Raw genomic sequence first — 11,383 nt, 5'->3', positions numbered from 1 at the left:
AGGTGCCGGGGCACGGCAAAGGGCCGCGGGCACCCCGTCGGTGGGTGCGCCGCGGCCCGTTGTCCCCGTGTCAGCGGGTGCCGACGGCTGCGCGTACGGCCCGGCGGGCCAGTTGGCAGTCGTCGTGGAGCCGTCGCAGCAGCAGCCGCTGTTCCTCGCCGGACGGCACGGCGCCCGGGTGGGCCGGGCCCGGAGCCGACGGGGCCGTATCGTGCATGGAGCGCTGCACGGCCGTCTCGTACGTGCGGATCTCACGGGTGAGTACGAGCATCAGGTTCACCAGGAACGCGTCCCGCGCGGCGGGGCCCGCCGACTGGGCGATCTGGCTGATCTGCCGCCGTGCCACCGGCGCGTCCCCGAGCACCGACCACAGCGTGGCCAGGTCGTAGCCCGGCAGGTACCAGCCCGCGTGCTCCCAGTCCACCAGGACGGGACCGGCCGGTGAGAGCAGGACGTTGGCGAGCAGCGCGTCGCCGTGGCAGAACTGTCCCATGCCCTGCCGGCCCGCGGCGTGCGCGATGCCGTGCAGCAGCTTCTGGAGGTCGCCCAGGTCCCGGTCGGTGAGCAGACCCAGCTCGTGGTACCGGGAGATACGGGCCGCGTAGTCCAGCGGGGCGTTGAACGTGCCCGCCGGCGGCCGCCAGGCGTTCAGCCGGCAGATCGCGCCCAGGGCCGCCCCGATGTCCGCCGGGGGCGGGGCCTCGGCCGGGTGCCGTTGCAGGGCGGCCACCCGTCCCGGCGTCCGCTCGATCACCAGCGTGCAGTTGTCCGGGTCCGCCGCGATCAGCCGGGGCACCCGGACTGGCGGCCGGTGCCTGACGAACGAGCGGTATGCGGCTATTTCGTGCTGGTAGCGCTCCGCCCATGCGGGGGAGTGGTCGAGTAAACACTTGGCCACGGCCGTGCTGCGCCCGATCGTGCCGACCAGGAGCACGGACCGCCCGCTGCGGCGCAGCACCTGCACCGGGGAGAACTCCGGGCAGATCCGGTGCACCGAGGCAATTGCCGTGCGCAGTTGCGCGCCCTGCGGGCCGGAGAGGTCGAGTCTCCCGCTGAGCGGTTGTGTGCCGGGCCCCACGGCGTGCCGCGTCCGGACCGCACCGAGCACGGACGCCGCCGGCCGCACGGGGTCGAGGTAGGGGCCGTCGGTGCCCGGACGGGCACGCAGCGACCGGGGCGGGGCGGACACGGAGGACGATGCTGCGTACATGTGGCGGGACCGATCCCTTCCTGTGCCTGCTGCTTCCAGCGCCCTCCCGGCCCGGACGCCCGGGTGCACCCTGGGGAATGTCCCTCGGCGACCGGGTCGGGGTGGCGCGTTCCTACCTGACACCCGGTGCGCACTGGCACACCATGTGGCGCACCCTGGCGAACCCTGGCGAATAGTCGCCCGGCATGTCGCGGCGGGTCTACTGTCAACTCAGCCGAGTACCTGGGGGCTTGACGTGACAGGACAACCCAACACCCGTCTCGCGGACCTGTTCGGCCTGGCCGGCTGGTCCAAAGGGGAACTCGCGAGGCTGGTCAACCGGCAGGCGGCGGCCATGGGCCACCCCCAGCTGGCGACCGACACCTCTCGGGTGCGGCGCTGGATCGACATGGGAGAGATCCCGCGCGATCCGGTGCCGCGGGTGCTGGCGGCCCTGTTCACCGAGCGTCTCGGCCGTGTCGTGACCATCGAGGACCTCGGTCTGGTGCGGCACGGGCGTACAGGGAAACGGCAGGGCGACGGGAGTGCGGAACATCCCGACGGTGTGCCGTGGGCGCCCGAGCGTACCGCTGCGGTCCTCACCGAATTCACGGGAATGGACCTCATGCTCAACCGACGCGGCTTGGTGGGCGCGGGCGCCGCGCTCGCCGCGGGCTCCGCACTCAGCAGCGCCATGCACGACTGGCTGCAATCCGATCCGGCACACAATGCCGGCACTTTGGCCCTCGACCATCCCCTGCACGCCGACCCCGCTGGGTTCGACCGCTACGACGCCGCCCCCATCGGGTCGCAGGAGATCGAGGAACTCGAAGGCTCGGTGGAGGTGTTCCGGGCCTGGGACGCGGCCCGCGGCGGCGGGCTGCAACGCAAGGCGGTGGTCGGCCAGCTCAACGAGGTGGGCGGCATGCTCGCCTACCACCATCCACCCCACCTCCAGCGGCGCCTGTGGGGCGTCGCCGCCAACCTCGCCGTCCTCGCCGGCTGGATGTCCCACGACGTCGGCCTGGAACCCACCGCCCAGAAGTACTTCGTCATCGCCGCCCACGCCGCCAGGGAGGGCGGCGACCGGCCGCGTGCCGGGGAGGCGCTGTCCCGTGCGGCACGCCAGATGGTGCACCTGGGCCGGCCCGACGACGCGCTGGACCTGATGAAGCTCGCCCAGTCCGGCGCCGGTGACCGCCTCCAGCCGCGCACCAAGGCGATGTTCCACACCATCGAGGCCTGGGCGCAGGCCTCGATGGGCAAGGGCCAGGCCATGCGCCGCACCCTCGGACAGGCGGAGGACCTCTTCGTCTCCGACAGCGGCGACGTGGAGCCGCTCGACTGGATGCAGACCTTCAAGGACGAGGACCTGTACGGCATGCAGGCCCTCGCCTACCGCACCCTGGCCGAACACGACCCGGACGCGGCCGTGCACGCCCAGCACTACGCGGAGAAGGCCCTGGCCCTGCGGGTGGACGGACGTGAGCGGTCGAAGATCTTCGACCATCTGTCCATGGCGTCCGCCTGCTTCATCGCGGACGACCCCGAACAGGCGGACCGGTACGCGCGGCTGGCCCTGATGTCGATGGGATCGAACTCCTCCCGCCGCACCTGGGACCGGCTGCGCGAGATGTACCGGCTCACCGCCGAGTACGCCACCTATCCGAAGGTCGGCGAGCTGAGGGAGGAGATCCGGCTGGCCCTGCCCAAGCCGAAGGGCAGGAACACCGGCAGCGCACCGGCGTAGGGTCCCGGTTGTGTACGTGGGCCACGACGGGGCGGGCTACGTCGTCACTCGGGCGACCAGCACGCAGGCGTCGTCGTCGCGCCCGGATCCGCCGAACTCCTCCACGACCGTCCGTACGCACTCCTGCGCGCAGCGCGCCGCGGTGAACCGCGGGGCGAGGCCGAGCAGGCGGTGTGCGACGGTCGTCCCGTCGCCCCGCTCGACCGCGCGCGAGTGGGGGGACTCCTGTCGCGGTGTCAGTCCTTCGGTGTGCAGCAGGAGCAGGTCGCCCGGCTCCAGGGTCTCCTCGGCCTGCCCGTAGGAGGAACCCGAGGTGGCGCCGAGCAGGACGCCGGCCGGGGCGTCCAGCATCCGCCCCGTCCCGCCGCGGAACAGCAGCGGGGCGGGGTGTCCTGCCCGTGCCCAGGTCAGGGTGCGGGTGCCGGGCCGGTAGCGGCAGCAGACGGCGCTGCCCAGGGCCGGCTGCCCGGTGGCCTCCAGCAACTGGTTGAGCCAGGTCATCAGCTGCCCCGGCCTGGCCCCCGCCATCGCCATGCCGCGCAGTGCACCCAGCAGCATCGCCATGCCCGGCGCCACGTCCGGCCGGCGTCCGGTGAGTCCGCCGACGCCGAGCAGGGTGTCGCCGTCGGCCAGCTCCAGCACGTCGTACCAGTCGCCCCCGAGCGGCGCGCCGGTGGACGACGGCAGATGGTGGGCGGCCAGGTCGAGCCTCGGGCGGCCCCGGCGCGAGAGCCGCAGGGAGCCGTGCCACGGGGGGAGCACGGCTTCCTGCGGCTCGACGGCAAGCCGGTGCTCGGTCTGCGCGCGATGCCGGTGGCGGTGCAGCGAGTCACGGGTCTCGCGCACCGCCGACTGACTGAGCCGCAGTTCGCTGACGTCCCGCAGCACCGCCCACATCGAGGCGGTGCCGCCGTCCGCGTCGAGCACGGGCTCGCCCATCATGTGCACCGCGCGGACGGCTCCGTCGGGCCGCACGATGTGGAACTCCCCGTCGATGGGCTTGGCGTCGACCAGGCAGTCGGTGACCATGGCGGTCAGCCGGGGCCGGTCCTCGTCCAGCACCACGGAGGGCAGTTCGTCCAAAGTGAGCGGGGGAACGGCGGGGTCGCGGCCGAGGATCCGGAACAGCTCGCCCGACCAGGCGGCCTCGTCCGTCAGCAGGTTCCACTCGGCGCTGCCGACACGGCCGAGCAGCGCGCCGTGCGGCGCGGCGGCCGCCGCGCGGGGCTCGTCCGCCGGCGCCGCGGGCACCGGCGGCGGGCCGTCCCGCAACTGTGCCAAGTGCCCGTCCAGATCGTTGAGCTGGTGCAGCGCCAGGTCGCACAGCGCACGTTCCCACCGGCCCCGCGGATCCGAGGCGTCGCCCCGCGCGTCCCGCCGTACGGCGTCCACCTCGCCCCTGAGCCGGCGCGCCTGCCGGATCAGCGCGTCGACCGGGCCGCGCCCTGGTGGCTGGGCGGGTGAGCGGTCCGCGGAGACGTGAGGCGGCATGGCGCACTCCGATGCGGGGACGGTACGACAGACCCTGGGTGGGGGGAGGAAGCGCTACGACTGTTGCACAGCCCGCGGCGCCCCGTAAGGCATTTGGCAAGATGCGATGCGAGGTTGCATCCGGCATATGCCACAGTCCATTCCGGGTGTTCGACCGGCATTTTCGGTGTAGTCGCCAGAGTGGCCGGGACGTAGACGACGTACGTGAGGTGACGGTCGGTCGGAGGTGACGCCCGGACACTCAAGCGGATGTTCGACGGTCACGTGTTCGTTCCCACCGGAGGAGTGACGCAGGTCACATGGATTGGTGGGTGCTCACGCGTAATGTGAACGGCCCCCTCGGACTCCTAAGAACAACGGCACAACCGGCCGACCTTACGACCCGCAGGGGAGACCGATCATGGACACCACCCTCGAGCAGACCGCCCGCGCCCGTCTGATCACCGCGGACGGGCGGGAACTCCCCGTGCCCGCCACCCTGCGCTATGTCTGCGCGGACCCGCTGGCGGTGCACGTGGACTTCCCGCCCGAGGCCTCCCTCGACGGCGAGGCGGTCTCATGGACCTTCGCCCGTGCCCTGCTGGAAGAAGGACTCGAGGGCCGCGCCGGGGACGGGGACGTGCATCTGTGGTCGTGCGGAGGGTCCCGTACGGTCGTGGAGCTGCACTCGCCCGCAGGCCTGGCCCTGCTCCAGTTCGACACCCCGGCGCTGCGCCGCTTCCTGCTGCGCAGCTACGCCGTGGTCGCGGCCGGCCAGGAGGACCTCACCGCGGCCGTCGACCACGGCCTGAGCGCCCTCTTCGGCACGGTCTGAGGCCTGACTGCCGCATCCGCCCCGGCGAACCCGCCGCGCAGAACACCGGCGGCCTCCCCGGAGGGGAGGCCAGGGCGTGCGCCGTGCCCGGCGGCGGCGCACGCACGTGTGCCCGGCGTCAGTAGCGCAGCACCCCGGCGATCCCCTGCGCGTCGCCCAGGGTGCCGTCGGGGACGAAGCGCACGTCGGCGCCCGTCTCCAGGCACTGCTCGACGATCTCGTCCACGATGTCCTCACGGGCACCCGGTTCCTCGCTCTCCGCCGGAACCAGATGGCCGCCGACGGAGTCGCGCACCGTCACGCGGTAGTTCTCCTCGACGGCCAGCAGCCGGACGCGACCCTCCTTCGCGGTCTGCCAGACCTCGTCGACGCCGGCCGCGTACTCCTTGCGTCCGCGGGCCCCCTCCAGTTCGCGGGCCACCGCCTCGGTGTCGCCCCGCATCTCCTCGTCGTGCAACGGCCCGATCGCCCGCCGGACGGCCTCGGGCGTGGCGTGCGCCAGACCGCCGTGCTGGACGGGCACCGCGCGCTTGGCGACGCTGCCGACCTCCTCCAGCGCCGACAGCGCGGCCGGCTCGCCGGTGATGTAGAGCCGGCGCGGATGCTCGCGCAGGACCGCGTTCATCGCGTTGTCCGCCTCCCGCAGGAACTGGCGGGTGCCCTGGTCCCGGAAGGTGCTCGGCGCGTCACCGATCTGCATCCGGCGTTCGGCGTCGAAGTTCTCGACGAGTTTCCTGGTCAGCGGGAAGCCGCCGGTGTGGTCCTCGGCGACGCGGTCGGCACCACCGCTCCACAGGGTCACGCGGTCCGCGGAGACGGACAGGATCCAGAAGGGGCGCTCGGCGGTCCGCGCGGAGACCAGGTTGCGGGTCAGGAAGGTGTCCGAGAGGACCACGCGCTCCGGAACGGTGCGGGCCAGCGACCACACCTGGTGCTCGCCCGGGGCCGCGAAGATCGCCAGCCCGTCCTCGGCGTACGTCAGGTCGACCTCGGCGAGGGCCTGGTCGAGCTGCCGGACGACGTCGTTGCGCTGCTCCCGGGTGACCTGCGGGTTGGTCTCCAGCTGCCGTTTGGCCTCGGCCACGACGTTGCGCAGCCGGACCGGATCCTGTGCGTTGTCGGGCCCGCGGCGGTGCGTCGGCGTCAGCACCGACACCGCCGGGTAGGGGCGGGGGCGCCGCAGCTCGGTGAGTATCGAGGGACTCAGCTCGTGCTCCATGACAGCACGATAGGTCCGATTCGCACGTCGGGCATTCGGGGCAACTCGGCTGGCGCGCGGGGGCTTTCGCTGGTAGGGCGCCGAAGGCGTCGCACGCCGTGCCGCGCCCCGCCCGAGCCCCCCGGCGAGCGGGCCGTCCGGTCCGCGCCACTCGCGCCCGCGTCACCCGGTGCGCGGACATTGGAGAAGTCTTTGCCCTTGGCCGGTTCCCGGTGCTCCGCCCCTGGTACGAGGCCCTTTCCGCGATGTTCCGGGAGCAAAGTGCGGCCGGATCGAGCGGGCCGCGGTGGCAACCGGGTGACGGACGCGTTGACCGCGCCCGCCCCGGGGGAACAGGCTCGTCATATAGATGCTTGATGCAACTGGTTCGCCGGGTGCCGGTCGCTCGCCCGCCCTCGGGCAGGGGAGCGCCCCCCTCGGGCGGGCCGGAGGGCAGGAGGTAGCGGATGTGCGGCATCACCGGCTGGGTCTCCTACGACCGCGATCTGCGCGCCGAGGCCGCGACCCTGAGTGCCATGACCGAGACGATGGCCTGCCGCGGCCCGGACGACCGCGGCACCTGGGCCGAGGGCCCCGCGGCCCTGGGGCACCGCAGGCTCGCGATCATCGACCTGCCCGGCGGCCGCCAGCCGATGACGGCCGACACCCCGGACGGCACGGTGGCGCTCGTCTACTCCGGCGAGGCCTACAACTTCACCGAGCTGCGCGCCGAACTGGCCGCGCGCGGCCACCGCTTCACCACCGACTCCGACACCGAGGTCGTCCTGCGCGGCTACCTGGAGTGGGGCGACGCCGTGGCCGAACGCCTCAACGGCATGTACGCCTTCGCGATCTGGGACGGCCGCCACGACGAACTCGTCATGATCCGCGACCGGATGGGCATCAAGCCCTTCTACTACCAGCCCACCCCCGACGGTGTCCTCTTCGGCTCCGAGCCCAAGGCGATCCTCGTCCACCCCATGGTCCGCCCCCGGGTCACCCTGGACGGCCTGCGCGAGCTGTTCACCTTCGTCAAGACCCCGGGCCACGCCGTCTGGGACGGCATGCGCGAGGTCGAGCCCGGAACCGTCGTCACCGTCGGCCGCACCGGCCTGCGCACCCGTACCTACTGGCGGCTGGAGACCCGGCCCCACCCCGACGACCGCGACACCACCGTCGCCACCGTCCGCACCCTGCTGGACGACATCGTGCGCCGCCAGCTCGTCGCCGACGTGCCCCGCTGCACCCTGCTCTCCGGCGGCCTCGACTCCTCCGCCATGACCGCGCTGGCCGCCCGCCGCCTGGCCGAGCAGGGCGAGAAGGTGCGCAGCTTCGCCGTCGACTTCGTCGGGCAGAGCGACCACTTCGGCGCCGACGACCTGCGCGCCACCCCCGACACGCCGTTCGTGCACGACGTGGCACGCGCCGCCGACACCGACCACCAGGACATCGTGCTCGACGCGCACACCCTCGCCGACCCGGAGATCCGCCGGAAGGTGGTCAGCGCCCGCGACCTGCCGATGGGCTTCGGCGACATGGACTCCTCCCTGTACCTGCTGTTCCGCAGCATCCGGGACCACTCCACCGTCGCCCTGTCCGGCGAGTCCGCCGACGAGGTCTTCGGCGGCTACCAGCACTTCTTCGACGAGGAGGCGCGCCGCGCCGACACCTTCCCCTGGCTGGTGCGCTTCCTGCGCGACTTCGGCGACGACGCCGATGTCCTGCGCCCGGACCTGGCCCGGACCCTCGACCTGCGCGCCTACGTCGCCGACGGCTACCGCACCGCCATCGCCGCCGTCCACCGCCTCGACGGCGAGAGCGACTTCGAGTTCCGGATGCGGCGGATCTGCCATCTCCACCTGACCCGGTTCGTCCGGGCCCTGCTCGACCGCAAGGACCGGATGAGCATGGCGGTCGGCCTGGAGGTGCGCGTCCCCTACTGCGACCACCGCCTGGTCGAGTACGTCTACAACGCGCCCTGGGCCCTGAAGTCCTTCGACGGCCGGGAGAAGAGCCTGCTGCGGGAGGCGACCGCGGACCTGCTGCCCAGGTCCGTCTACGACAGGGTCAAGAGCCCCTACCCGTCCACCCAGGACCCCAAGTACGCCCTCGCCCTCCAGGACCACGCCAAGGACCTGCTCGGCCGGCCGGGGCACCCCGTGTTCGACCTCGTGGACGCGGAGCGGCTGCGCCGCCTCGCGGACCGCGACACCCCCCTCGGCGGCAACCAGGCGGCGCGACGCGGCCTGGAGCGGACCCTGGACCTGGCCGCCTGGCTGGACCTGTACCGTCCGCAGATCGTCACCGGCTGACCCCGGTCAGCCGCCCGCGTCCGGCTCCCGGTCCGCGCCGCAGGAACTGCCGTCGGCCGGCAGGGAGCCGTACAGCAGGAAGTCGTCCACCTTCTTGTGCACGCACCGGGAGGACAGGTACCCGGTGTGCCCGTCGGCCCTGTTGTCGAGCACCACGGCGGACGGGCCGAGCCGCCGCGCCGTCTCCAGCGTCCAGCGGTACGGCGTCGCCGGGTCGCCGCGGGTGCCGACCAGCAGCATGCTCGCCGTGTCGACGTTCTTCACCTTCTCCCGGATGAAGTCGGTGCCCTTGGGGCGGCCGTAGCACATCAGCAGCTCGCTCAGCCGGGCGCGGCCGAAGACGGGCGATGCCTGCTCGTACGCGGTGCTCAGCCGGCCGAGGTCCTTGACGAGCTGTGCGGCGCCGGGCCGGTCGGGGTCGTCGGCGCAGTTGACCGCCATGGTCGCGGCGGGCTGGTTGTCCGGCGGGATCTCGGCGGAGCCGGCCAGATGGTCGTCCGCCGGACGCGGCGCTCTCGGCCGTCCCGGCAGGGTGCCGCCACCGGCGGAGAAGGCCTCGATGCGGTGGGTGTCGCCGTCCTCCACCAGGGAGGCGACGGCCCGTTCCAGGGAGGGCCACAACTGCCTGCTGTAGAGCGCCTGTCCCATCGCCCTGGCGAGGTCCTGGCCGGACAGCTTGCCGCCGAACCCGTTCGGCACCGGGTTCGCGTCGAGCGAGCGGACGAGCTGGACCACCTGGTCGCCGGCCGCGCGGCGGTCGTTGCCCCACGGGCAGGCGATGTCCCGCACACACCAGTCGAGGAAGTCGTCGAGCGCCGTCTGCTGCGCCTCGGTGGCGACGAGCCCCTGCTCGGCCAGCGGCTCGGTCAGGGTGTCGACCCCGTCGAGGGCCATCCTGCCGACCTTGCCGGGGAACAGCGCCGCGTACACCGCGCCGAGCCGGGTGCCGTAGGAGAAGCCCAGGTAGTCGAGCCGGTCGTCGCCGAGCGCCTGGCGGATCACGTCCAGGTCCCGGGCCGCGTCGACGGTGCCCATGTGGGCCAGGACCGGGCCCGAGCGCCGGGCGCACTCGGCGGCCGTGCGCTGCCACTCAGTGAGTTTCTCGCGGGCGACCTTCGGGTCGCCGAGGTTCCCGTTCCCGCCGGTCATCCGCGCCGCCCGGTCGTTCGTGTCCAGGCCGCAGCCGACCGGGGAGGACCTGCCGACGCCCCGTGGGTCGAAGCTGACCACGTCGTAGCCGTTGGTCAGGTCCATGAACCGCCCGCCGTCGGTGGTCAGACCGGGCAGGCCCGCGACGCCGGGACCGCCGAAGTTGAGCAGCACCGAGCCCTGGGAGTGGCCGGTGGCCCGGTAGCGGGCCAGGGCGAGCTCGAGGGTGCCCGCGCCGGGGTGGGCGTAGTCGAGGGGAACGGTGACCTTGCCGCACTGCAGGTCCGCCGGGGCGCCCGCCTCGCACGCCGACCACGTCACCCTCTGGCGGTAGAACCGGTCCAGACCGCCCGGCGTGCCGTCGTCGGCCCCCGCGGACAGTCCGGTGCCGAGGAGGGTGAGCGTGGCGGCCCCGACGCACGCGCGGCGCCGGGTCGCGCGCCGCGTCGACAGCTTGGCCGGCATGGGCGCCTCCAGCAACGCTCCGCAGCGGACCGGGAACAGGCCTTCGCCCACCTTAGGCGGACATACCGGGCACCGCCTCCCGGCCCGGCCGCCGCACGTGCCGTATCCGGACCCGCCACCGGGAGGCGGCGGCTTCGCGCGCTGTTCGACAGCAGGCCCCCCGATGGGGTGAAAGGGCGACAGGCCATAACCCCGAATCCTTCACCAGCGTTTTACGGGGTGCGGGTGAGCGCCCGCGACCATGTCTGGAAGGCAGGGAACCTATGAAACGGGTCACGCGGAACAGTGTGATCGCTGTGGCCGCCGCCTCCGGCGCGATGGTGATGACCATGCCGGTGTCCGCCTTCGCGGCGGACGGCGCCGCGGCGGAGGCTGCCGCGGCAGGCTCGCCCGGTGTGCTCTCCGGAAACACCATCCAGCTGCCGGTGGACATTCCGGTCAACGTGTGCGGGAACACCGTGGACGTGGTGGGACTCCTCAACCCGGCGGCGGGCAACCGGTGCGCCAACGCGTCCGACGGGAGGGACCGGACGCCGGCGGCCCACGGTGCGGCGGCACGGGCCGACGCGCATGATTCCCCCGGTGTGGTGTCCGGCGACTGCATCGAGTTGCCGGTGCACGTCCCGGTGAACGTCAGCGGCAACAGCGCGGACGTGGTGGGCATCGGCAACCCGGCCTCCGGCAACACGTCCACGAACGACACCCCGGCTCCGCAGGACACCCCGGCGCCCGCGGCGCCCGTACGGTCCGAGCCGCAGCCGTCGCCGAGGCCCGTGACGCGCCCCGAGCCCGCGGATGCGCCCCAGACGCAGGTGGCGCTCGCCCACACCGGTGCGGACCAGTCCGTGCCGATGGCGGCCGCGGGCGCGGCCCTGGTGCTCAGCGGCGCCGTCCTGTACCGGCGTTTCCGGCCCGGCGCGTTCCGCTGACGCGGACCCGGGACCGCGGGGGGGGGGGGGGGGGGGGAGGGGGGGGGGGGGGGGAGGGCCAAGGGCACGTGGCCCCAGTGCGGTAC

8 protein-coding genes are annotated in these 11,383 nt (G+C 73.2%); 4 read left to right on the top strand and 4 right to left on the bottom strand.

The genetic code is table 11. From position 1 onward, the window contains the following. Positions 1–70 precede the first annotated feature (70 nt). The gene (locus tag ACTYVM_RS22645; protein WP_445527691.1) at positions 71–1,210 is read right to left on the bottom strand and encodes an aminoglycoside phosphotransferase family protein; all 1,140 of its coding nucleotides are present in this window, start codon (positions 1,208–1,210) and stop codon (positions 71–73) included. 235 nt (positions 1,211–1,445) lie between these two features. Here ACTYVM_RS22645 and ACTYVM_RS22640 point away from each other — a divergent pair, with 235 nt between their 5' ends. Further along, positions 1,446–2,939 carry a DNA-binding protein NsdB gene (locus ACTYVM_RS22640; RefSeq protein ID WP_445527690.1) on the top strand — a complete coding sequence of 498 codons (1,494 nt, stop codon included), beginning with the start codon at positions 1,446–1,448 and terminating at the stop codon, positions 2,937–2,939. A gap of 36 nt (positions 2,940–2,975) precedes the next feature. Here ACTYVM_RS22640 and ACTYVM_RS22635 read toward each other — a convergent pair whose 3' ends face one another. Then, on the bottom strand, positions 2,976–4,430 hold the full coding sequence (locus ACTYVM_RS22635) for a PP2C family protein-serine/threonine phosphatase (protein WP_445527689.1): 1,455 nt from the start codon (positions 4,428–4,430) through the stop codon (positions 2,976–2,978). A 400-nt stretch (positions 4,431–4,830) separates the two neighbouring features. Between ACTYVM_RS22635 and ACTYVM_RS22630 the strand changes: the two genes are divergently transcribed. After that, positions 4,831–5,244, top strand: coding sequence for an SsgA family sporulation/cell division regulator (locus tag ACTYVM_RS22630; RefSeq protein WP_445527688.1), 414 nt, complete (start codon positions 4,831–4,833; stop codon positions 5,242–5,244). A 118-nt stretch (positions 5,245–5,362) separates the two neighbouring features. Here ACTYVM_RS22630 and ACTYVM_RS22625 read toward each other — a convergent pair whose 3' ends face one another. Next, positions 5,363–6,463, bottom strand: coding sequence for a baeRF3 domain-containing protein (locus ACTYVM_RS22625; protein WP_445527687.1), 1,101 nt, complete (start codon positions 6,461–6,463; stop codon positions 5,363–5,365). A gap of 446 nt (positions 6,464–6,909) precedes the next feature. On the opposite strand from ACTYVM_RS22625, the gene asnB reads away from it, so the two are divergent. Then, the gene (asnB, locus tag ACTYVM_RS22620) at positions 6,910–8,754 is read left to right on the top strand and encodes an asparagine synthase (glutamine-hydrolyzing) (protein ID WP_445527686.1); all 1,845 of its coding nucleotides are present in this window, start codon (positions 6,910–6,912) and stop codon (positions 8,752–8,754) included. A 6-nt stretch (positions 8,755–8,760) separates the two neighbouring features. On the opposite strand, the gene ACTYVM_RS22615 is transcribed toward asnB, so the two are convergent. Continuing rightward, positions 8,761–10,368: an alpha/beta hydrolase gene (locus tag ACTYVM_RS22615; protein ID WP_445527685.1), complete on the bottom strand. Its 1,608-nt coding sequence runs from the start codon at positions 10,366–10,368 to the stop codon at positions 8,761–8,763. Positions 10,369–10,655: 287 nt separating this feature from the next. Here ACTYVM_RS22615 and ACTYVM_RS22610 point away from each other — a divergent pair, with 287 nt between their 5' ends. Further along, on the top strand, positions 10,656–11,297 hold the full coding sequence (locus ACTYVM_RS22610) for a chaplin (protein WP_445527684.1): 642 nt from the start codon (positions 10,656–10,658) through the stop codon (positions 11,295–11,297). Positions 11,298–11,383 lie beyond the last annotated feature (86 nt).

It is taken from the genome of Streptomyces cyslabdanicus, assembly GCF_052663305.1.
Note: the sequence above shows the minus strand (reverse complement) of the source record. Positions and strands in the feature narration are given on the sequence as shown.

What these genes read in the sequence shown, in the direction of transcription:
- ACTYVM_RS22645 (WP_445527691.1), bottom strand. Translation starts at nt 1,210, where the DNA reads ATGTACGCAGCATCGTCCTCCGTGTCCGCCCCGCCCCGGTCGCTGCGT.
- ACTYVM_RS22635 (WP_445527689.1), bottom strand. Translation starts at nt 4,430, where the DNA reads ATGCCGCCTCACGTCTCCGCGGACCGCTCACCCGCCCAGCCACCAGGG.
- ACTYVM_RS22630 (WP_445527688.1), top strand. Translation starts at nt 4,831, where the DNA reads ATGGACACCACCCTCGAGCAGACCGCCCGCGCCCGTCTGATCACCGCG.
- ACTYVM_RS22625 (WP_445527687.1), bottom strand. Translation starts at nt 6,463, where the DNA reads ATGGAGCACGAGCTGAGTCCCTCGATACTCACCGAGCTGCGGCGCCCC.
- asnB (WP_445527686.1), top strand. Translation starts at nt 6,910, where the DNA reads ATGTGCGGCATCACCGGCTGGGTCTCCTACGACCGCGATCTGCGCGCC.
- ACTYVM_RS22615 (WP_445527685.1), bottom strand. Translation starts at nt 10,368, where the DNA reads ATGCCGGCCAAGCTGTCGACGCGGCGCGCGACCCGGCGCCGCGCGTGC.